The organism is Pseudomonas sp. S3_A09, assembly GCF_054668065.1.
Genome location: NZ_CP162752.1, coordinates 2,755,625 through 2,778,584, shown reverse-complemented (window position 1 = coordinate 2,778,584; position 22,960 = coordinate 2,755,625). Strand labels below are relative to the sequence as shown.

The following is a 22,960-nucleotide window of genomic DNA, read 5'->3' as shown; positions in this document are numbered from 1 at the left end:
GGAGGCGTTGAGGTAAATCTACATGCCTGATCAATTTATGCCGCATCGAAAAAATCCGCAAGTGATCTGCACAGTTGCACTTTCAAAAAACGGGCGTTACTCTCTGGCTGTCGCTGCAAATTCAGCGACCGGGCTTGGTAACCCGACGAAATCAAGGCGCAACAGCGCCCCCATTACGATTGCAGGCGCTTTTTTTGTGCCCGCAGTTACGTGTTATGGCGGCTGTGCGTGGGAGGCATTCGTGCCTGCCGGGTTCCTTGATTCCCGGTTTACCAACCTGCGCACAGCTGCCACCCATTCGCTTGGTAACGAACGTGGCAGCTCCTCAAATCAAGGAGCTACACAGATGAAACACGCCTTCAATCCGTCCAAAATTCGCGCTGCTGCTCATCGAGCAATGGCTCTCGCCGCTTTACACGCCAACTCCAGCCTCGCAACACGCCTTTCACGTTACAACGCCCATATGTCCAAGGCTCGCGCCCTGGAAGCCGCAGGGGGTGCTCAATGAGCATGCTCCCAGGCTTTGCACTGCCCGAGGATCTCCTCTGCGTCAGCCAGGACGCCGAAGCCGGTTTGCCTATCGACGCGATCACCTGTGCGCTCGACCGTGCCGACTCAGTTCTAATGCTGCTGGAAGACCACTTAGACGGAGATAAACCCCTACTCTCCAACCGCGTGCTGTCGTCCGTTATTTGGGACGTGCGCGGCACCTTGGGCTTAATCAAAACACTCACCATGTACGGTGATGCCTCCTCTGTGCCGATGGGCCAGAAAGGCGGTGCGCTGTGACTCACTCCAACACGCTTGGGCACCCCGAGTTTTCCCCAGCCAACGGTAACGGCCAAAACTTATTTCGGGTGAATGCCGGTATCCCGCTGGAAGACGCACTTGAGGCCGTCTCCCAGATTCTGCACCACGCCAATCAACTGATCCTCGACGCCGCCATCAGCGATGCAGGCGAGCGTTTTAGTTGGCCTGCGTTCTACCTCGGCGAGATGGCTAAGGCACTGATCGACGACGTGAACGAGGCATTGCTTGAGTCGAGGAGTACACCATGACTCCGCGCACCGGCAACACCTCAAAACACCCCAGCTTTGCCGACGTAAAAAGCGCTGCGCTGAAGAACATCGACCGTGTGCTTGCTCACTGGCTGCCAAACGGGAAACGTGTTGATGGCGGCAAGGAATACACCGCACCGAATCCCACGCGCACGGACAAACGTGCGGGCTCACTCAAGGTCAATTTGAGCAAAGGCACCTGGGCAGATTTTGCAACTGGCGATAAGGGCGGCGACCTGATCGATTTGGTGCGCTACATCGACGGCGGCACCGACGTTGAGGCCTGTAAAAAGCTGGCGGATCTGCTCAGCGTTTCCGCAGGTTCTGCGACTACCAAAAACGCACCGTCCAAGAGCGCAACGCCGGAGTGGATCGCGATTCAGCCGATCCCGGCCGAGGCCATGAACAAGTGCCCAGCCAGACACCGGCAACACGGTGTTCCGTCCAAAGTGTGGATCTATCGCGATGCACAGGGCCAACCGGTCATGGCGCTGTATCGCTTCGACCTGGGCCCAGATGAAGACGGCAAGCCGCAAAAGGTCTTTGCACCGCTGACTTGGTGCCAGCGCTCCGATGGGCAAACCACACAATGGCGCTGGCAAGGGTTGCCGGAGCCTCGGCCATTACTGCGCCTGGATGAACTGGTACAGCGGGCCGATGCGCCAGTGGTGTTATGTGAAGGCGAAAAGGCTGCTGACGCTGCCGCTGAACTGATGCCCGACCACGTAGCCACGTGCTGGCCGAACGGCTCCAATTCTTGGCACAAAGCCGACCTGACGCCACTCAAAGGGCGAACGGTGCTGCTATGGCCGGATAACGATGCCAGCGGCAAGACCTGCATGGACGCCGTTGAGCTTAAGCTGATTGAGCTGGGCGCCGCGTCAGTGCAACGAATCTCGCTCGACGTTTTCAAGCTCAAACCCAGCAGCAAAGGAGGCAAGCCGACACTCGTCAAAGGTGGAAAATGGGCTGACGGCGACGATGCAGCAGACGCATTAGCGAAAGGCTGGACCGCTGGGCACGTCGCCGAGCTGGTGCGCAGCGGTGAGTTTTTCGGCAGTGCCGCTGAGCCAACTGAACCCCGAGAACAGGCGGCCAAGGCGCCCGCCAAACGCCCCGCGAAATCGAAAAATGATCTGTTGCCAGGCGGCTTTCGCCTGACGCCTGAAGGGGTGTTTTATTCCGGTGACGATGGCGAGGCGCGCCCCGTCTGTTCGCCTCTGGAAATCATCGCTCGCACTCGCGACGACAAGGGCCACAACTGGGGCTTGTTGGTTGAGTTCGATGACCCGGACGGCGCCAAAAAGCGCTGGAACATTCCAGCCCGAACCATGACCGGTGACTTCGGCAAGGACGTACTAGGTCCACTGGTAGACATGGGTTTGCGCCTTGCAGGAAGTCGATCCGGGCGTAACGCACGCAATGATCTGCAGAGTTATCTCGGCGGCTTCGACAGCGCCCAGCGCGCACGCTTGGTAACGCGCTTGGGCTGGCACGACAAGGCGTTTCTATTGCCCGAACAACAGATCGGCTCGCACGCCGAACACCTGCATTTTTATGAGGCCGGTGCGCAGTTGCCACCGATCAGCGAGGCGGGCTCTCTGGAGCAGTGGCAGCAGCAAATCGGCGCGCTGTGCGTTGGCAACCACCGCTTGGCATTTGTCGTTTCTGTGGCGTTTGCAGGGCCTTTGCTGAACCTGCTCGGACATGAGTCGGGCGGTTTCCACCTGTATGGCGACAGCTCTGGCGGCAAGACCACCCACTTGCAGGTCGCTGCTTCGGTCTATGGAGGGCCGCGTCTGGTGCGTTCGTGGCGCTCGACCGATAACGCCTTGGAGTCCATCGCCGCTGCACACTCAGACGGCCTCCTGGTGCTGGATGAAATCGGCATGTGCGACCCTCGCATTATTGGCGAAACGGTCTACATGCTCGGCAATGGCACGGGTAAAGCACGGGCGAATGATCGAGGACAAGCGGGCCGACAGGTGCAGGAGTGGCGCTTGCTGTTTCTCTCGACCGGCGAGAAGACGTTGGCGCAGCACATGGCGGACGCAAACAAGGAGCTGAAAGCCGGTATGGAGGTGCGCATGCTCGCCGTGCCAGCGGATGCCAGCAAAGGCCTCGGCATGTTCGATGTGCTGAATGGTTTTGAGGACGCTGCCGCCCTCTCCGATGCGCTCAAAGCGCGTGTCGCCAAATACTACGGCACACCCCTCACCGCCTTCTTGCACGCTCTGTGTGCGCCTGGGGAAATGCTCAGGTGGTCGGTGATCATTCGCCGCACGGTGGAGCAATTCATCACGCAAAACCTGCCCGCATCAGCCAGTGGGCAAGCCCAACGTGCCGCCCTTCGATTCGGGCTCGCGGCAGCGGCCGGAGAGTTGGCCACAGCCTTCGGCGTCACCGGCTGGCCCGATGGCACGGCCACGACCGCCGCACGGGTGTGCCTGCATGCGTGGCTAGCCGAGCGTGGCGGCGCCGGTAACTTCGAGGGTGATGCGATTTTGGCGCGGCTGAGACAGGTCATCGAACGCTTTGGAGAAAGCCGCTTTACCCGCTGGGAATCCGCCGCCGCCAAGATCGATGAGCACGGTCCACGCACGATTGATCGGTTGGGCTTTCGCAAGACGATGGAACACGGCATGGGTGATGCCCTGCACACCACCAACACCTACTACGTCCTGCCGGAAGCATGGCGCTCCGAGATCTTCCGAGGCATGAACCTAAGTGCGGTCAACAAAGAGCTTTTGCGAAGGGGTGTTCTAGAGCCAGGAAAGGACGGCAAAGCTTCAACCGCAGTACGGCTACCCGGACTGGGCTTGCAACGCTGCTATGTGGTTATCGCAGTGCCCGAACAAGGTGATCACGGCGCCCAGGCGGCCTAAGAACGGCACCGCAATGAGGAGTGCAGGCTCACCTTGGCCTGGCCCGCCAGCGGAAAAAAATCAATCAACCTCTCACCTTTAGGAACTCAACATGAACCAGCTAAAACAGCAACAAGCCGCCCTGATTCAAGAGCTGGAAGCCCTGGAACAAAGCCTTCCACAACTAGAAACCGAGTGGCGTAATGCGCCGCGTGGTTTCAGTGCTATTGGCAACCCAATTGGAAGCCCGGAAGCCAGCGAAGCTGCGGATAAAATATCCAGTGCCGAAGCTCGTATACGAGCGATACCTCACGACTTGGCAGCAATTGACCGGAAGATTCAACACCTAGAACGCCTGGAAAAAAACGATCAAATCAAAGTCGAATCCATCCAAGCAATGACCGATGCAACAGCTGAAACAGAAGCGTTGGGGCGAAAAAGAGCGCACTTGAGTGAGCGGTTTAAGGCGATTCAATCTGAAGCCGATCAAGCACTAGAAAAGGCGCAACAAGCCGAGCGCGACGCTGCAACGTCCTACGCCAAAAGTCTCGCAAGCGGTGATACGGAAGGAGAAAAATCAGCAAGCGGCGAAATGCAAAAGGCCGCTAAGCACCTGGCCACAACGGACGAGCAGGTCAGAAGGCAAGACCTGATACTGGGTGCCTTGCAAGTCGAGCTTGATACTATTGAGGCTCAAATCACGAGTGCCCGCCAACGTTGCGATGAAGCTAAGGCCACAGCATTGAGTGCAGTAGGATTTGCGTTGAACGAGGAGTGGAATGCCGCAACCGAACGTCTGATGGCTTTGGGCGCGCGTATAGTTGCCGTCAGCTACGAAAAAGGGGGAATGGGCGATGCCTTGTCCGGATTGAATTTGCCTCGCTTCGGCCCCTTCCATTCCAAACTTGATCGTTCCGATTTGGCCGCAGTCGCCCGTAACATCTCCCTGGACGACCTGCTCGCCGCCTAGCCAAGAATCAGCCCGCTATCGCGGGCTGTTTACTCCTTCTAGCATTCCACACCTGGTCGAGGTACATAACGAATCATCGTGCGAATACATGGTTTGGGACAATGTTCAACGAGCTAAGCACGACAATGTGTCAAATTTTATTGGTCAATGAACTTGCCAAGACACTTTTGAAAAGCGGTGAAACCCATGGATCATCATCAATTCTGGCGAACGCTGGATCCAAAACGCTACCAAGCTCACGACTCACATCTGAAAGCCTTTGAGCTATCATAAATAAGTCTTGCGACCACTCGGGAATTAAAATTCCTCCTTCGCTGTATTTTACTGAAACAACACTCGACCGCATTAACCGCCCTACCCAATGAATGTAATCGGCAGCTAGTCCTTCTCTGCTTTGCAATGAGCCGGCAGTCGGACTGGCCGCGACATCTAAGGCAATAATTGCCAACATTAAACCGGCTTCGTGCGCATCAAACTCATAACCGTACCGTTGTGTTTCAATCAACGATATTAGTTGGCGCATCCTAGGATTGAATGACCGCAGTAAAAAATTGGTCGCATTGGGCTTCCTAAGTATTGTTGAACTTAGGTTACTAAAAACGGAAGAGCGAGACTCGCTAGGGATAAATGATATTCTTCTTTCGTCCGGCCGAGGCAGACTTTCCAGAAATTGATCAAGCATTTTTTCATCTAGAATACTTGCCACTCTGATTTGGCCTGCACGTCTAAACAAGCTCGAAACTAGTGCGAGGACCGCATCCCTATGACTAGACACCTTAAATAGGGCATCCCCGAATACATCTGTATCGACCCCATCAGGCAAATCGGCTAAAAAGCCCATAACATATTCGTTAATTCTACCCTGGGCCGTGGAGTTCCTTACAACTATTTCCCTAAGCCCCTGTAGAAATTTATTTATTTTCATTATCTGCGGCGGCCTCACTTCGGGCTGAAGCTCTGAAGCCGAAACCTTTACAGCTACCGAATTCAAACTAGTGTTATCCCATACAAGCTCGGAGCTATACTCATTTGAGGTTGAGTTGCTGCGAACAAGCTCAAGAATATACGCGTACACACGCCAAGAGTTAACTTGATTTAGTGCACAAATGGCGAAAGGCCAAACCCCAGCCGCTTTACTTAGGCTATTGGACAGTAGATATACGGACGGGAGACCTTTATTACTGACGATACATATATAGCGATCATGAAAGGCTTGCTTAGTTCCTCCCCCACGCTTTATATGGAAGATAGAAATCTTCCCCGCTAGTTTTTCGCACAGTTCAGAAGCGGTAGACTTTAATTTTTCGAGATAGTCAGAAACCCCATTAGTATCAGTATCATCGGCGGAGTTAGAGTCTGGATTTTTTTGGCCTGGAGAGATAATAATATTAAGTATTGCTGATTGATTTCCCTGTCGAGCAACGACACGACTGAACGCCTCGCTACCTAGAAAGGGATCGACTAGGTATGCTTCGGAGACGCTAGGCTGTTCTAGTTTCTTTTTGATCCAACGAATTACCGCAAGCTGTCCTTCCATACCGCGCTCGAACCATATGTTTTCCAAAACCGCAATTCGAGTGCCTATCAATGAAACAATTTCTGCAGCTTGCTTTCTAAGAGTATCCAGCGCACCTGATCGATTCGCAATAGACGCCGCTTCAAATGAAGATGTCACGATTTTGCTTCTAGCTTCCAAATCAGCAGAGTTTTTCGCTCCGCGAAAAGGTGGCGGCATCAAATCATGCCCACCAAGAACTGAGAGTCCAACATCTATACTCTGAGGAAACTGATTTTTGATTTTATCAACTAGCTCGCCCGACAAATCAAATACGGAAACCTCTATATCCGTAACATGAGCGAACGCAGAAATTTTAGCCTCTTGCTGATCCTCAGCAAAATGAACAAGTTGAGACTTTAGCAATTCATCATAATTTGAAAGCGCAACATGCAGCGTATAACCTTTACTTACCCCCTGATTGCAACGCTTAATTTCAAATTCAATCATTGGATCTCTCGTTCGGAGGCTTGGCCTGTTTGACAATATCTCGAAAAGAGGTCCATCCAATCCATCTACGAAGGTTCTACGGTAAAAAAAGTCTACAACGCCTATTACTTGTCGCGACTCCAGTACTTCCCCAAGCCCTGATAATTCACCAATTTTTAGGATGATTGCCTGCAGAACCTTAGGTAAGGTCCCTTGGACTAGCTGCTCGTTTAGCTCTTTCAATACTTCATTAAATATCTGTTCTCCAGCGATACCTTTCCTGCAAAGACTCCCTACGCCAGTAACACTCGTGCGCTGCGCCCCCTCATCTATAACAAGCGGCCCAAATGGCGCTCCAGTTATAGTATTACCTCCAGCAATAGGGCATTCGTCAGGTATTGATATCTGCCCGCAGCCCATGTCGCTTAAGATGAAAACCTCTTCTTCGCTGGATAATATTTTTTCCCAAACCAAGAGCGTCGCAGAACTATCTGGTAAAGCTGTACTATATGCCTCATTATCTCCAAGCTTTGACGGTAAATGTGGCTTTGGATAAGCACCAGAACCGCGCACGCTTCTCAGCAAAACATAACAAACGATTGGATTTTGTAAGTTTATAGAAACACCAAATACGGTTATTGCGACCGACATACTCTCACGCTCCTTGAGATATTCGCTGCGGAATAAAATGGTAGCTATTGGGAATTACGGCCTGGCACAAAAGTCAGCAACCCGCTAATTAAACACATTGAGATTAGGGGCTAGCTAACTTTCGTCAAGCCGACAGGCCTATCGCAGCTGCTTAATACGTTCTTGGAGAGCCAGGGCGACAGGAATGTTAATGGCAGCAAGTGCTGCCGCTACCTGGATAAGCGCATGCCGCGCCTCAGCATGTTTTGACAGGGCCTGGGCGTCGGAGGTCAATGCAGTCGCCACCAGTCTCACTAATGCCTCGCTCGTATCCTCGCGGTACCAGCGACCTGGAGGCTCGCGCTCCTTCAACATGGCGGCCAGCCAAGTTAGCCCGTCGAGCCGAAGTGGAGCTCCGAACTCTGTCGTCAAGAAGTGGCAGAAACGGGTCACGCATTCTTCGTTGCGAGTCAGGTGTGTAGCGGCCCAGCGATTATAGAAGTCTTTCATTCGCAAAGCCGCGCCTGGGCGCAGCCGGGACAGGGCGTCTTCGTTTCCGAAGCCAAGCAGGTCGCAAGTCAAACGCTCTCCATAGTACCAGAGGCCAGGTTGGGACCAATCGGCTGAGAGGCCGTACTCCGCAATAGCTCGCCAGACACGCTCAAACGCTACCGGGTCATCGCCTTTTCCGAGGCGCAGGAACAAGCTGCGAATGAAGTGCTGCAGTGCGACGTGTGCGGCCGGGCCGTGGACGAGAACTGGCTCCCAAACCGCGCGGTCTTCCCCTTCTGGCGAAGCAAGCGAGAGGGCGCCGAGCTTCTGAAGGATGTCGTAGCCGAGGTCCTGGCTTGGCAAGTCGTACTCGCCATGCTCCTTCGAGCGCGACTTTGCACGCGTGCTGTCGTAATTCCAGATGCGCAGCGCCAAACGCGTATCGAGAGCGTGGTCGCCAGTGCCGTTACCCTCGATGAGCCAGTTAAACAGAACTTCTAGGGTCTGACCATCCAGCGAACCACCTAGTACACGCTCTGGCTTTCCGCGCCAAGTTTGGGAACCCGCATTATAGAGCCGCGTCTGGCGCTGAAAGTCCAAACGTTCTCGGCCCTCGACAACCCGCTTGAAATCGAGCTCATCCGGAGTCGCTTTCGGTCCACGAAGCGGAAAACGCCTCAGCCGCGCGAGCCAAACCTTCCAGACGTGCCCAGCATTGTCGGATTCACCATGACGCGGAGCTAGCAGGATGAGACCAGCCCAAAGGAGCCCGGCTCGGAGCAGCCGCCACCAAGTGGTACCTAGCTGCTCTCGATTGGCGTAGGCGACATCGATCACAACGGCGGTCGCTTTCGTGTTGCAGCTTGTCAGAAGACGCAGGACGGCGGTCTCCCATTCCCGAGCGTTATCTCCACCTGCGAGCCACAGGTGCATGACTGCATAGGTGACGAACTTCAACTCATCATTGGCACTCCCAGAGCGTTGACTGCGAATCTCTTCTACTGTGGACGCGACAGACTCCGTACAGGCGCGCACCACTTCAAGTACGTGCTTCTGTGCTTCGGGGTTCCGGATGAGCCAAACGCCACCCAATACTACGAGTGTAGCGGCAGCAGCGAGACGGCATTTCGACTTCGCGCTCTCCCCTTCATCTTCCGCTCTGGTCTCACACTCCTGAAAAAGATTAAAGAGGTATGCTGCGTCGACGTCGGTGAGCAACTGGCCTCCCCGAAGCAGCTTCTCACAGCGATCCGGTAGTAACAGATATTCAAGAGTTGACGCGCCCTCAGCCTGCCACAACTGCACTGCGAGTCGTAATTCCTCTGGGTAAACAAGCTCCTCACTCTGAGCGCCCGTCGCAGGGTCGGTGATGGTCTGGTAGTTGGCCCGGTCGAGCGCAGCGAATATCAGCTTGAATTCCAACGCCTCCTTCGGATCTTCAGGATGCCCCCAGGTCGGCAACAGCGCTAGAAGACGCTGCGCGACGTCGTCGTGGGTCCGTAGAAGCTCGACAACGACATGGAGGAACATTTTCTGACGATGAGGAGCAAGAATCCAATCACGGGCGAAGTCAAATATCGTCTTGCCGTCCCTGAGCCAGCCCCAGTCAATAAAGTTATGGCCAACCTGTTTCACTCGAATACTGTCCCAATAGAACAGGTCAGGGAACGTAATCAGAGGTGCGAGCGACCCTGTAAGTAGAGACGGCCGATACTTAGCGATGTTGAGGAGCACGCTGACGAGCGCTGCAGAGTTTCCTTCGCGGAATATTTTCTCGATATAAAAGGAAATGTCGGCTCCCTCGTCGAGCCTCATCGTAAGCCAGCGCTCCAATGCATCGAGAGCACAAAACAGCTGTCCACTATGCATCGACTCATTGGACTGCGGCCAGCCGAAAACCTGCCGCCAGCCAGAAAAGGTCTTCTCAGACCTGTCCGCAAATAGCAGCGTAACTCCAGGGGCCTCGTCGGTTTGCCCCCTCATATATTCGGCGCACCAGCGCTCGGTGCAGAAGTTCACCAACGCGATGAGCGAGGTGAGCGCCATTTCAGGAGCCAGATTGAGGAAGTGGAAGAATGGGCTTTTCCAGAAGGCAGTCGGGTAAGCATCCTGGGAGTATTCGAGACCGAGATTCATCCGGAACCGCCCAGAGACGTACTCCTCTTCCGGCCGGTCTTCGATGATAAGTGCAAGCAGTATTTCGGCCGCCAACTTAGGCTGTGTACGCATCAGAGGCTGGAGACCTTTCTCTTTGATGCAGGCTGTCCGAAAATCTATATCTACCTTTTCGCTAGCACCTAGCGGCCAAGGCGGCAATCGCTCGCGACGCGATCCCAGAGCACGCGGCATCTGCTTTCGTTCTATGTATCGAGCCTTATATCCAGCATCTGTCTTCAGGCGCGCAGAGTGTTTCATCGTCTTCTGTAGCAGACCATCGGCAATGCGGCGCGTGACCTCAGCGTCGACTTCTCGACGTCCTGAGAGTTCAAGTGCCCAGTTTCCGACCTCGGTTGGCAAATCGGCCGCTCCAGCCAGTGACGCGGTATACAGCGTCGGCTCATGCGTCAAATACATCACGCCGCACCCCTTCTCAACCTGCACGGTCCGAGCCATGGCCAGCGCCATCTCCGCCATCTCCAGACGAAAAGGCATCAGATTGCCATTACTCAGTCTAAGTGGAGTCTTCGTCAACCAGGTCTCAATAACCTTCGCTAGAGCTGATGAAACCAGCCCCGCCAGACGCTCTCGCTGCACAATGAGGAAGCGTAGAACGGGCAGCCAACGGCCGAGAACAATAGATCGGTACTGCGCTTCAATGTACAAGCCGGCTGAAGCATTCAGTTTCATTCCGCCGCCGGCAGGCACCGTCGCGATGTGGTGGAAGCGCTGGAGCAGCTTGGTGAAGTATTTCGCCCCATCGTCGAGCAGGAGATCGACGTGTTCGGTCAGGAAACGTTCGGCGTCAGAATCCAAGCAGAGCGCATCAAGAAGGATGTTACCTGCTAGGTCGTTCCCCGCGGCTTCCGCAGCCCCAAAAGCGAGGTCCCAGGCGGTGCCAATCTCGGCAGGCTGTCGAAGTAAAAACTGGCCCAGCATCCTGAGTGCGTTCGTCCAGAGCGGATTAGCGGCAAAGGCGGACCACTTCGACGTGTCTGTCCAAATCTGCTTCAAGAACTGGAAGCGCGCCCAATCCGCCGCGAGATCGTGCTCGAACTCGATGCGGTTGGTCCGCGCGTTTAGGCGAAGCGGGAGCTCGTCTGGGCAGGGCGTGAGAGTCGCCGTGTCCGCCGGTTCCAGGTCAGTTAGCGCGAAGCTTCGCTCGAACGATGCTTCTCGCTGGGCGAGCCGCATCATCAAAGCCTTCACATCGGAGCGGTCATTCGTCCAATACTTCCAGAGGCGATCGGCGATGGCAGTGTGAGACGCCAATCCATCAGCGTTACCCCCCAGCGCCGCACCCGCCTTGATGACCCACGCCAATGCCCGCAAGTTCGTCAGCGCCGCGATGGTCTCGTCATGCCCGGCCAACCAGCTCAAGGTGAGTGAAGGCAAAAGCGCTAGCTTTACTGCATCGTGCTTGAGCGTTTCTACCTCAAAAGGATGCGCTTTCCGACCGTCGAGTATCGTCTCTTCGCCCTCGACCCAACTCTGAGTCTGCATGACGATAATGACACGCCACGGCCCCTCGGTCTCTGCGCTATCACTTGGTAAAATAACTCTAAGCAGTTGGCGGATGACAACGAACTCGCGGGCCTCGATACGCTCCGCAGAGTCGATGACCAACACATTATGCGGCTTCACCGTTGCGTTTAGCACCAGCGAGAGTTCGTGCCTCAGAGGAAGAGTGCCGCGGCGCGCAGCACTAAGCGCTGTCTTCAGTTCTTCCGGACCGAACCACACTTGGCTCCAAGACAGATACTCGTCGTCCAACACAGATTTGACCAGTGCTGACTTGCCTGAGCCCGACTCTCCGAACACCACAGTGATTGGCTGTTCGGCGATAGCGGACTGGAGCGACGCCTTCTCCGCTGTTCGTGGGACTGCGTAGCCAGACGGTAACTGCGTCTCTATGCGAGCCTTGTGATCTGCGGTGATGCTGAAGAGTGTCTCCCAATCGCGTTCGAAGTCAGGATGATGACGGAGGCCGAACTGGCCTCGGAGCGAGGACAAAAGGTCCAGGACGGTAATAGTCCCGCTGCGAAGGCGAACCTCCTTCGCGACGTCAACGAGTCCATTCCAAAGAGCCTGCGCTTCGTCATCGCTGCCGGACTCAAGCAAGCGCCGGCATTGCGCTATGGCCTGGAGCTTGTTCTCGGAGTGTGCAAGCTGCAAGTCGGTGGGCAGCACGTGTATGCGGCGAATAAGCTCAATCGTTTCCTCGTCGGACGCGCCGCCCGGTTTTTGGACGCTGTTGAAGACACCCGACTGATTCCTGTTACTGCGGATACGGCTCATAGCAAGCGAAATATCTGTGCCGCTGCACGCGTTCTTCACTTCACGCCAAGCAGGGTCGAATGTCTTTTGGGTGCCTAGAGTGACCAAGGCCAGACCGTCGAATGCGCGGTTGAACAATCCCTGCGGATCACGCCACAGTTCCCAAGCGCGCGTCACGAAGTCAGATGGGAGGCCAGCCGCGGTCACCTGCAAATTACCCTTCGCCGAGATCGCAAGGCGCCGGAGCGCGGTGGTGCCTTGAACAGTCAGCAGCAGATCGTCAATGCCCCACCCTAAGGCAGAGACTTGGGCCTGAACCTGCGTGACCACCCCACCGATACCTGGTGCCTGCTCACCTGACAGGGCCTTCACCAACTGCCATGCGCTTATCAGATCCTCGAACTCGAACCCGGCGCCGCTTGTCGATCGCAGCGTCGCGTAAGAGGGGGTAGCGCTGCCACTGCGAGGTACTTTCGACGTTGATGTCTTCTTAGATGAGGCCATTAGCTTCCGATTGCTTATAGCTGTGCCATATTTGCTGGCAATAACAGGGGTGCAAGCTCGACACAGCTTTAAGTTGAGCTGGAAGCGCCTCGCAGGTAACCGATTGATCGCTCATCAACACTGAGTTTCACTCGCAAAGTGTACAGCCGAGGAGGTACCGAAGCCACCGCGCTGGCAACACCCGGGACAGTCCTCAGGAAAGCCTCCAAAAAGAAAGCGGACGATGCCGAATATCCTTTAGCTCCCCGTCGCAGATGAAAACGAATGGACTGAGAGCGTGCTCATATAGAGATGCGCCAATACTGGGAGCTGTGAGTTCAAATATCCCCTAGTGATGTAACCTCCGCACCGCTTGTAGCACCCTATTGAGATCGAACATCACAGAAACGTAACAATTAAAAGTATATTAATCATATACATAGATTAAATTTTGGCACCTGTAACACCAACTTTTACCCCCCAGCCCCGCTGGTGGATAAACCTTCAGCGATGGACGTCACGGGTGTGCGGTTCCTATTTCAAAATCTCAGGCCCCCCGAGAGAGTTGACTAGGTATAAGGTAGGAACCCGCATTACCGTTTCAGCGGAAAGGTGCCCAACTTAGTGTGCTGTTCACCAGTGCATTTTCATATGACGAGAAACCTTGCTGGGGACCCTAGGTAATTCGGAAAGACACGGGGCATAGAACCCGCGTGATCGTGTCAGCGGAAAGGTGCCCAGCTTAGTGAACAGGTGAACCAGGTGAACTGCTGTTCACCAGTGCATTTGCCCTATGAATCGGAAAGCCGCTGGGGACCCTGGGAATTTCGGATAGACACGGGGCATAGAACCCGCGCGTTCGTGTTAGCGGCTGGATTTTTTAAGTTGGTTGACAGGTTGACGTGGTTGACACCCGTCACCATGGTTGACGCAATGGAGGTGTTCACTATCCGCAACAAATACAGCCACCTTTACCGAAGCTGTAACGATGGCCCTTTTTCTTCAAGATCCTTTCAATTTCAACGATTGAAATTTCAGTAACTTCCGGCACCTCCCACTAACTCGATCCCGCGGGTTTCATGCCCCGTGTGAAGCTAAAGCTCACAGGGTCCCCAGCGTGATTTCCTCTCATCGAAAGGCGGAGCCCGCGAAATTCGCTTGGTAGGCTCGAGCACAACGCGCCTGCCCACAACACCCGGATGCTGACTTTAGCGTTACACGCAGGGGCAGCGTTACATCGGGGGTACGCTATGTCGCTCAACTGTGTAACAGGCATGAAAGCCAATGAAAACGGGCGTTTGGTGAAGGGCGTTACACTCGTAACACCGGTTACACCAGTTTTGGAGGGGGGCTGGATATGTGCTCTCATGCTGCCTTTCCAAAGTGGCCCTACGCCACATTGTTGGTGGCCTCTAGGGTGGGTAATTGCACTCAACCTGACCACCCATTCGCATTGCACTTGCCCACTCATTTGCATTCGACTTGGCAAGTCGTTCGCATCGGACTTGACCAGCACACTGGCTGGCCCTGATTGGCAGAAGTCGACTCGAAGCGGACGCCATAAATTGCAGGCGGGGATAGTTTTCTGATGTCTTGGGGCGCCGTATAGTGGCAATACTTATTCAGTCAAAGGAGTGGCTATGAACCCGTTAAGCGGCCTACCTGTCGGTGTAAACGTCACTACTCACTGCGCGAAAAGGGCAGTTCAATGCGTGCAAGAATGATTTTTGCCGGGATCGGCACGCTCTTGGCGCTGATGTCTGCATCGCCAGCCCAGTCTGCGCCCCTGCCGCCAGGCACTGTCAACAAGGGGGGTATCTCGGTGCAGGTACAAGGTTCGGGCACAGATATCATCTTGATCCCAGGATTTGCGTCGTCCTACGAAGTATGGGCAGATTTGGCCTCCAGATTAAGACTCAGCCACCGGCTCCATCTTATACAGGTAGCTGGATTTGCCGGCTCGCCTGCTGTATCCAATCCGGACGGGAGAGTAGTCGCGTCTACGGTCGAGGCGATCGCTGAATACATCCGCAGCCAGCGCATCGAGTCGCCGGTCATCATCGGGCATTCGTTGGGTGGCGAGGCGGCACTCATGCTAGGTGCTCGTCATCCTGATCAAGTGGGACGCCTGATGATTGTCGATGCGATGCCCTTTTACACCTTGCTCTTTGATCCCTCCGCGACCAGTGAAACGGCGGCCCCGCATGCGGCTGCAATGCGTGATGCAATGTTGGCGGCAACGCCTGAGCAGGCGCAAGCCATGCAGCATGCCTCCATCGCCCGCCTCGCCAAAACTGAAGCGGTCAGGCCAGGCCTGGTCGAGGCGGGGTTAAACTCGGACCGAAAGACCATGGCCGATGCCATGTATGAATTGATGGTCTCAGACCTCCGGCCTGAGCTTGGGCACATTAAGGTGCCGGTTGAGGTCGTCTACGCCTACGATGCGCTTTTCGGCGTAGAAGCGTCCCACGTCGATGCAATGTTCCGTAACGCCTATGCTTCTACCCCAAACATCAGCTTCAGGCGCATTGACGGCAGTTTTCACTTCATCATGCTCGACCAGCCCGAACTGTTCGCCAGTGCTGTCATCAAGTTCCTGAACCAGTGAACGGCAACGGAGTTGCCAGAGTGGTGAGTCGCCGTAAAACGGTACAGGATTCGTAGCCGTGCTTGCAGGTCACCGACCGTCCGCTATTGGCCGTTTGTTGCCGACCAAGGCCACTCAGTGTGATGAGTCAGATCCGATGCAAACGACTGGTCAAGTCGAATGCCTGGATATCCTGGATGAAAATGCAGGATTCATCACACTTGCGCTCGCCTCACTGGCGGCAGAAGGTCGAACGAAGAAGCAACTACTCAGCTGGATGGCAATACATCAGCCACCATTGGGTGTTGCTTTACCCTGCGGGGACACTTCGAAAAAGAGGCCAGAAGGAAGCGCCGTGTATGCCCACGTGTATGCCTAACCGAAGCAACACCAAGCATACCCAATGAATACGGGCTTCTTACTGTCCAGTTCAAACGACGCCGGGCCACCAGATATAACAAGAAAGCCCCAGCTCAAAACACCTGGGCCTTTCTTTCAGTCGACGGCTTAACGTTTCCGCAACGCCTCCAACAACGCCGGCAAGTCTTCCTCAGGAAAACGCTGATGCAACGCCAGCAGCTTCTCATCCGCTGCCTTGCTTTGCCCTGCCGCACGCAGGTTCACAATCTCCTGCAACCCCTCCTCCAACGAAGGTAGCGCCACCGGCGCGCGCTTGCTGAGTCGGGTGCTCGACTCGTCCGCCATTGAGCCCATGACTTGCGCACTCTCGGCTTTGGGCGCGATGGCAAGTCGGGCCACGGGGGCAGGGGCGGACATTGGTGGCGGGGCTGGACGTGCGGCTTGCTCTTGAGGTGCGGAGAAGGTCGCGGTGGAGATTTCGGGTTGCGGCACGGGCGAGCGCATCACTACGCCGATCATCAGTGCCACGCCTGCGACGGTGGCGAATGCCATTTGCCAGCGTGGCCGTTGGCAGGCTTGCAGCCAGCGTTGCCACAGGTTCGGCTGCGGGGCTGGGGCTTCGCGGCGGGCGGCGTTGAGGATGAAGGCGTCGAGGGACGCGGGCGGTTCGCCGGTGCTGTGTTGACGGAAATGCTGGAGCAGCACGTCGTCGGGGTCCGGGGTGTGTCGGGAGTCGGTCATGCGGGTATCTCCTCGGCCAGCAGGCGGCGCAGTTTCTGCTGGGCGTAACGCAGGCGGCTTTTGACGGTTTCCAGCGGGGTGCCGGTGAGGGCGGCGATTTGCGGCACTTCGAGGTCGCCGTGCAGGCGCAGCAGGAAGACTTCGCGCTGGTCTTCGGGCAGGCCTTGCAGCGCTGCATCAAGGCGGGCCTGGTCGCGGCTCAGGCTCAGTTGCTGCTCGGGGCCGGCGCTGTCGTCGGCCTGGGCGTGCAATTGCTCGTCGTAGCTGTCGTGCAGCGGGTTGTGGATGCCGTGCTTGCGCCAATGGTCGATCAGGCGGTTGCGGGCGATCTGGAACAGCCATGTGCGAAAACTCGCCCGGCCTTGTGGCTGGGTGGCGCTGCGGATCAGGCTGAGCCAGGTTTCCTGGTAGATTTCCTCGGCCAGTTCGGCCTTGTTGCTCAGGGATACGAGGAATCGGTACAGGCCCTGGCGGTGCCGCGCATACAGGGCTTCGAACGCGGCACTGTCGCCGGTTCGGTAGCGGGCCAGTAGCGCTTCGTCGCTGGGTGAATCATCGGGTACGGCCATGTAGGTGGCGAACTCCTTTCGATGGATCAATGCAGATGACCTGTGGGAGCCGGGCTTGCCCGCGATGCAGAGGCTTCGGTGTTTCAGTCACACCGCAATGATGCTATCGCAGGCAAGCCAGCTCCCACATTGGATCGTCGTTGCATGGGCAATCAGTGTTTGAGGCTTTGGGCCAGTTCCACCAGTTGTACGAACTCATTGCGCAGGCCGAACGGGTCATTGCCTCGGGCCGAGCGGGCCAGTGCAGCGGTGTCCTGCAGGCTCATGCTACCAGTGTAGCGGCCATCGCCCTTGAGCTGTTGGGCGAAGGCAGCGACGGCGGCGGCGAAACGCAGGTCTTCACTGGCCTTGCCCGAAACAGTGCTGATGGGCCGCTCGATCAACTGGCTGTCACCTCCCGCAGCAGGCTTGTAGCGCACACGCAGCATCGCGAGCTCAGCGGATTTTTCCTCAGGCGCCGGCACGGCCGCGTAACGCAAAGGCTCCAACCACCCCTTCTCGCCCTTCGGCACAATTTCGTACAACGCCGTTACCGTATGCCCTGCACCGATCTCACCCGCGTCGACCTTGTCGTTGTTGAAATCCTCACGCTTCAAGGCGCGGTTTTCATAGCCGAGCAGGCGATATTCGCTGACGCGTGCGGGGTTGAATTCCACCTGCAGTTTCACATCCCGAGCCACGACCGCCAGGGTCGAACTGAGTTGGTCCACCAACACTTTGCGCGCTTCACGCAGGGTGTCGATGTAGGCGTAGTTACCGTCGCCCGCGTCGGCCAGTTGTTCCATCAGGTGTTCGTTGTAGTTATCCACACCGAAGCCCAGGGTGGTGAGAGACACGCCACTTTTACGCTGCTCGGCGGCCATCTGCTTGAGGCTGTCGAAGTCGCTGATGCCCACGTTGAAGTCACCGTCGGTGGCCAGCAGGATGCGATTGATGCCCTTGTCGATAAAGCCTTCGCGGGCCATCTGGTAGGCGAGTTCGATGCCGGACGCGCCCGCCGTGGAGCCGCCGGCAGTGAGTTGGTCGATGGCGTTGCGGATCTTCTGCTTGTCACGACCCGAGGTAGGCTTGAGCACCACCCGGGATTCACCGGCATACACCACCAACGAAACACGGTCCTGTTCACGCAACTGGTCCACCAGCAATTTCAGCGTGCTTTTGACCAGCGGCAAGCCTTCGCGGCGGTCCATGGAGCCGGACACGTCCACCAGGAACACTAGGTTGGCCGGCGCCAACTCTGCCACGGCGCGGTCGGAGGCCTTGATGCCGATGCGCAGCAACTGGGTGCGAGGGTTCCACGGTGTGGCGGCCACTTCGGTGGTCACGCCGAAGGGCGAGCCGTCGGTGGGCAGTGCGTAGCTGTAGGGAAAATAGTTGACCATTTCCTCCAGACGCACTGCGCCTTCGGGCGGCAGGCTGCCTTGGTTGAGGAAGCGTCTTACGTTGGCGTAGCTGCCGGTATCGACATCCACGCTGAAGGTTGAAACCGGCGTTTCAGCCACGCGATGCACCGGGTTGTCCGGCAGGTTTTCGTATTGTTCGCGGGGTTCGCTGCGGTATTCCATCGCGATGGAATCCTGCATCACCCTTTGTGCGCTCATGGGCGCAGGCATGGGCATGCGTTTAACCAATGCGCCTTGTACGGGGACACTTTGCAGCTCGGAGACCGGCGCAGCTTCGGCAGGCTCGGCTGCATCATGGGAAGAGGACAGCCCACAACCGGCCAGCGTCACCAGCAAGGTAACGGCAAAGCCCTGGGCAGCAGGACGCAGGAAGAGCAGAGGACGGGACATGGGCTGAACCTCGTGAATGAATGATCCGTTCACAAGGTCAGACGCGAGAGGCTGGCTGTTCGGGTTAAACCGTTCGGCGGGACAGGAAAACCTGCCCCGCCGAACCGCTCAATCAGTCAGTACCGTATTTCGGGTTACGTGGACCGTACAGGATCCCCGCACGCTGACCCGGCGACAGCAGGCGCGCACTGGTGATACCGGCAATCGGATGCGCCGCGTCGGTGGAGCTGTTGATCACTTGCTTGACCGCCGCAGTGATCAGCATGCCGATGAGGCCGCCGCCGTTGTTGTTGCCTTCCTCGCTGGACGCATGCGCCGAGCCGGTCCACAGGGTGGTGCCGGTGCGCAGGTCGACCAGTTTGGCCGAGGCCGTCACGGAAGTGTCGCTGGAGATCAGCATGTACTTGGTGCCGTAATTGGTAACGGTGATGTACAACGCCGAATCCGCGCCGAAGATGTCATGCAGCTTGGCCGGTGGCACCGCCTGGATATCATTGGCGGTGGTCAGGCCGTTCTGGCGGAAGGTTTCGTCCACCAGGGCGATCGGCAACACGTAGTAGCCAGCTTCGGCCAGCGGGTAGGTCACTTGCGAGACCATGCTGTAGGACGCCTGCACTTCCGGCGACTCATTGATCGGCGGCAGGACCAGGATCGACTTTGGTCGTGCCTGTTTGTATGCCGTGTAATCAATGGTCTTGGGGGCTGCGCAACCGCCGAGCAGGGCCAGGGCCAGCAAGGCGCCCGTGAGTTTCAACAGGCTCATTTAGTGGCGACTCCGGTCTTGGCGTTCTTCAGCAAAAAGTCCATGTACGAGGCAGACTCAGGGAACAGCGCCTTCTCGGTGCGGAATTCCTGCACCATCTGGTCATCCTTGCCCAGGCTCAGGTACAGCATGCCCAGGTGGGCGTGGTAACCCGGCGGGGCCTTGCGGCCACTGGCGTTGATCTTCTGCAGGTCCCGCTCCAGCGCCTCGACCTGCGCTTCCTTGGGCTCGCCCTTGAAGTATTCGTAAACCTGCGGCTGATAACTTTCCCATTGATACAACGGCTGGGGCGCCGTCTGGCACCCGGCGACCGTCGCCACTGCTGTCAGCATCAGCGCCAACTTGACTGCCTTGCTCATCCTTGTACTGCTCCTTGAAGTGCTGCTTGAGGTGCTGCTGATCAGTTGCGTGGGTTCCAGGCGCCAGCGTTGATGCCGTCGACAAGGCGGTTGATGGCTTCACGCATGGCCAGGTCGAGGACCTTGCCATTGAGGGTGGAGTCGTAGCTGGCGGTGCCGCCGAAACCGATCACTTCACGGTTGGACAGCGCGTATTCACCGGCGCCCTGGGTGGAATACACCACTTCGGAGGTGCTGATGTTGACGATGTTCAACGCGACTTTGGCGTAAGCCACTTGGGTCTTGCCACGCCCGAGGATGCCGAACAGCTGGCGGTCGCCGGTTTCTTTGCGGCCAAACTCGGTCACGTCGCCGGTCACGACGTAGTCAGCGCCCTTGAGCTTCTGCACAGTGCCTTTGATCGCGGCTTCCTGGGAGATCTCGCCCATGTTGTCGCGGTCCAGCACGCTGAAGCGGTTGGTCTGCTGCAGGTGGGTGATCAGGATGGTCTTGGCCTGGCCACCGAGGCGATCAACGCCGTCGGAGAAGATGCCGCGCATGTAGCTGGAGCGGTTGTCGAACTTACCGACTGCAATCGGTACCCGCACACCGGAATAGGCGACGTTGGCGCTGGCGACTTGTTCCACCGGCATGGCGCGATTGCTCTCCGTGGCGCAACCGGCCACGGTCAGCAGCGCTGCGGCGGTGAGGCCGGACAGCAGGATTTTGGACAGTGTTTTCACAGGGTGCTCCTAAGTGGGAAATCGGGTGCGGCCGCTGACGCTAGCGGGACGGAATGTCGCGCAAATCGTCAACGATGAATCGGCTCAATAAACCGGTGTAGAAGGTCTCGACGCTGGAGTTGCCAGAGTTGGTCAGCACCCCGGCCATCGTTTTCATGTTCTGCCAGTCGCCCTTGTAGCCGCCTGGCATCAGCCCTTGGCGAGCCTGAGAGAAATGCAGCACTTCGGCGCCGGCTTTCTTGACCTTGACCTGGTAGTTGAAGTCGACACTGGCGAGGATGGTCTTGTCATCGACGATGGCCGTCATGAAACCGCCTTGGGTGTCTTGTATCCGCCGGGTATAGATGACGTTCACATCCAGCAGGTAATCGGCCTTGTCCTTGCTGCTGGCGTAGCGCTTGGCCTTGAGCAGGCGGTCGATCAAATCGACACCGAGCTGCTGGCGCACTTTGTCATCCGACAGGAAGCGTTCGTTCTTGCCCACCACCTCAACATCGAAGGTCTCGAGCCAGTAGGTAGCGGTCTTGGGGATGGCTACCGGCGCCGGGGAGATGTAGTAATCCGGCTTGGAGGCACAGCCCGCCATAAGGCAGGCCGCGAGAAATACGGCAAACACGCGCATGTCTGAATTCGTCCCTGAAAAGTATCGTGCTTTAAACAGTCGCGGCATTTTACGGAGTTGAAAGCCGTTCTCAAGTTGTTTTGAAGCCCGTGTGGCGTCGCTTTACTGACGCTTACGTGCAAACATCCGGTCGCCATGCGCTAAGGCGCTGTCAGTCAACCAAAAAGAGTGATGGCTAATAGCCTTCACCCGGCAGATAAAAAACCTCCGCTCAAGTTATGCCCCTGAAAGACGAGACAGTGGCTTGGTTCATTCATTTATAGGGATATTGCGTGTTGAAAACCCTCCTCCGGGCGGCAACGCTCGTCGCCGCGTTATCGATGACCGGCTGTGTGTCATACACCGTCACCGGCCCCATCGGTGCCCCGCTCCATCCGGCTTCCACCAGCAGCTCGCGCAGTGCGCAAGTCGCCGATGTGACGGTGAATGCCACCGACGTCAATGAAGCCAACAAAACGGCGATCAGCAGTTCCCTAACGGCCCAGATCACCCAGTACGTGCGCACGGCGGGCTATTTCAAGCAGGTGACCGAGTATCCGGTACGCCTGGGCGAGCACGACGTCACCCTCAAATTCAATATGACTTCCCTCAAGGGTCATCGCGCCCCGCACCCGGCGTACGTGCCGGGGGCGCTGCTGACGTTGACCATTTGGATCTGGGTCAACGGACCGATCTACGTGGACAGCTTTGACGTCGCCGGCGACCTGGTCATCGTCGATCGCGATGGCAAGGAGCTGGCGTCGGCGAAGGAGTCGATCAAGTTCGAACATAACGTCGGGTTGTACAGCGGCCAATATTGGGCGCCTTCGATGGGCGGCCAGCAACTGACCAAACTGGTCGCGCAACTGCTCGACACCGCTACCGCCAACCTGGCGAAACCCTAGTTTCAGGAGCAACACATGAAAGGATTGATCAAACACTGCCTGGTACTCGCGGCAGTCTTGCTGACCGGCTGCGTGTCCTACTCACAACACGAACTGCCAGCGGTGCAGACCTGGCCTCCGACAGCTAACGTGCCGGCGCAAAAACCGACGGCGTATGTGCATACCACCGCGCAAAACCACGTAAACGGCGGTCCGGGCAATGCTGCCGTCGGTGCCCCGGTGGTGGTGTGGGAAAAAGCCGTGGCTGACTCGTTGCGCCAGTCCAATCGTTTTTCACGGGTGAGCACTGACAAAGTCGACTCGGACATCTACGTGGATGCCACGCTGCACAACAACGAAGAGTACAGCCCGGTGTCGGCGTTCATCACCGGCTTTACGCTGTTCCTCATTCCGAGCACGGCAAAAAACACCTTCACCCTGGAAACGGTATTCAAGGACAAGGATGGCAAGGAGTTGGCCCGTGTGAAGAAGAGCGAATCGGTACGCACCTGGATGCACCTGGTGCTGATCGTGGGCATCCCGTTCCAGGCGGACACGCGGGAAGTGGTGGAGGCGCTGACGCGCAGTACCCTGGATGAAGCGGTGCAGCGCAAGTTGTTCTGATGAAACCTGTGGCGACGGAGCGGGCTCCCTCGCCACAGGCAA

17 protein-coding genes are annotated in these 22,960 nt (G+C 56.8%); 8 read left to right on the top strand and 9 right to left on the bottom strand.

What is annotated here, in order from left to right; genetic code table 11:
- The first annotated feature begins 22 nt into the window (after positions 1-22).
- The 5 genes from AB4N92_RS13095 to AB4N92_RS13075 all read left to right on the top strand — a co-directional run bounded on the left by AB4N92_RS13095 (position 23) and on the right by AB4N92_RS13075 (position 4,892).
- Positions 23-508, top strand: a complete 486-nt coding sequence (locus AB4N92_RS13095; protein ID WP_133257337.1) for a hypothetical protein — start codon at positions 23-25, stop codon at positions 506-508.
- A complete protein-coding gene (locus AB4N92_RS13090) occupies positions 505-789 on the top strand; it encodes a hypothetical protein (protein ID WP_017846196.1) in 285 nt (94 codons plus the stop codon). Before AB4N92_RS13095 ends, AB4N92_RS13090 begins: the two co-directional genes overlap by 4 nt.
- The gene (locus tag AB4N92_RS13085; RefSeq protein ID WP_460130256.1) at positions 786-1,058 is read left to right on the top strand and encodes a DUF3077 domain-containing protein; all 273 of its coding nucleotides are present in this window, start codon (positions 786-788) and stop codon (positions 1,056-1,058) included. The genes AB4N92_RS13090 and AB4N92_RS13085 overlap by 4 nt, the downstream gene beginning before the upstream one ends.
- Positions 1,055-3,943, top strand: coding sequence for a DUF927 domain-containing protein (locus tag AB4N92_RS13080; RefSeq protein WP_460130254.1), 2,889 nt, complete (start codon positions 1,055-1,057; stop codon positions 3,941-3,943). The genes AB4N92_RS13085 and AB4N92_RS13080 overlap by 4 nt, the downstream gene beginning before the upstream one ends.
- Before the next feature lie 91 nt (positions 3,944-4,034).
- Positions 4,035-4,892 (top strand): hypothetical protein, encoded by an 858-nt coding sequence (locus AB4N92_RS13075; RefSeq protein WP_460130252.1) that lies wholly within the window; start codon positions 4,035-4,037, stop codon positions 4,890-4,892.
- A 130-nt stretch (positions 4,893-5,022) separates the two neighbouring features.
- Here AB4N92_RS13075 and AB4N92_RS13070 read toward each other — a convergent pair whose 3' ends face one another.
- Positions 5,023-7,527: a VPA1262 family N-terminal domain-containing protein gene (locus tag AB4N92_RS13070; RefSeq protein WP_460130251.1), complete on the bottom strand. Its 2,505-nt coding sequence runs from the start codon at positions 7,525-7,527 to the stop codon at positions 5,023-5,025.
- Positions 7,528-7,665: 138 nt separating this feature from the next.
- Positions 7,666-12,936 (bottom strand): P-loop NTPase family protein, encoded by a 5,271-nt coding sequence (locus AB4N92_RS13065; protein ID WP_460130250.1) that lies wholly within the window; start codon positions 12,934-12,936, stop codon positions 7,666-7,668.
- Positions 12,937-14,623: 1,687 nt separating this feature from the next.
- Here AB4N92_RS13065 and AB4N92_RS13060 point away from each other — a divergent pair.
- On the top strand, positions 14,624-15,523 hold the full coding sequence (locus tag AB4N92_RS13060; RefSeq protein ID WP_460130249.1) for an alpha/beta fold hydrolase: 900 nt from the start codon (positions 14,624-14,626) through the stop codon (positions 15,521-15,523).
- A 486-nt stretch (positions 15,524-16,009) separates the two neighbouring features.
- On the opposite strand, the gene AB4N92_RS13055 is transcribed toward AB4N92_RS13060, so the two are convergent.
- The 7 genes from AB4N92_RS13055 to AB4N92_RS13025 form a co-directional block, all read right to left on the bottom strand.
- Positions 16,010-16,603: a hypothetical protein gene (locus tag AB4N92_RS13055; protein ID WP_044286442.1), complete on the bottom strand. Its 594-nt coding sequence runs from the start codon at positions 16,601-16,603 to the stop codon at positions 16,010-16,012.
- Positions 16,600-17,172, bottom strand: coding sequence for an RNA polymerase sigma factor (locus AB4N92_RS13050; RefSeq protein ID WP_010214223.1), 573 nt, complete (start codon positions 17,170-17,172; stop codon positions 16,600-16,602). The genes AB4N92_RS13055 and AB4N92_RS13050 overlap by 4 nt, the downstream gene beginning before the upstream one ends.
- Before the next feature lie 152 nt (positions 17,173-17,324).
- Positions 17,325-18,965: a vWA domain-containing protein gene (locus AB4N92_RS13045; RefSeq protein ID WP_236267443.1), complete on the bottom strand. Its 1,641-nt coding sequence runs from the start codon at positions 18,963-18,965 to the stop codon at positions 17,325-17,327.
- 112 nt (positions 18,966-19,077) lie between these two features.
- Complete coding sequence (locus AB4N92_RS13040) at positions 19,078-19,728, bottom strand: DUF799 domain-containing protein (RefSeq protein ID WP_010214226.1); 651 nt, start codon at positions 19,726-19,728, stop codon at positions 19,078-19,080.
- Positions 19,725-20,087 carry a DUF4810 domain-containing protein gene (locus AB4N92_RS13035; protein ID WP_010214227.1) on the bottom strand — a complete coding sequence of 121 codons (363 nt, stop codon included), beginning with the start codon at positions 20,085-20,087 and terminating at the stop codon, positions 19,725-19,727. Before AB4N92_RS13035 ends, AB4N92_RS13040 begins: the two co-directional genes overlap by 4 nt.
- Before the next feature lie 41 nt (positions 20,088-20,128).
- Positions 20,129-20,809, bottom strand: coding sequence for a CsgG/HfaB family protein (locus AB4N92_RS13030; RefSeq protein WP_010214228.1), 681 nt, complete (start codon positions 20,807-20,809; stop codon positions 20,129-20,131).
- Positions 20,810-20,849: 40 nt separating this feature from the next.
- On the bottom strand, positions 20,850-21,431 hold the full coding sequence (locus tag AB4N92_RS13025) for a hypothetical protein (protein WP_236267441.1): 582 nt from the start codon (positions 21,429-21,431) through the stop codon (positions 20,850-20,852).
- 272 nt (positions 21,432-21,703) lie between these two features.
- Between AB4N92_RS13025 and AB4N92_RS13020 the strand changes: the two genes are divergently transcribed.
- Both AB4N92_RS13020 and AB4N92_RS13015 read left to right on the top strand, forming a co-directional pair.
- A complete protein-coding gene (locus AB4N92_RS13020; RefSeq protein ID WP_198832354.1) occupies positions 21,704-22,315 on the top strand; it encodes a hypothetical protein in 612 nt (203 codons plus the stop codon).
- 15 nt (positions 22,316-22,330) lie between these two features.
- Complete coding sequence (locus tag AB4N92_RS13015; RefSeq protein WP_021491656.1) at positions 22,331-22,918, top strand: hypothetical protein; 588 nt, start codon at positions 22,331-22,333, stop codon at positions 22,916-22,918.
- Positions 22,919-22,960 lie beyond the last annotated feature (42 nt).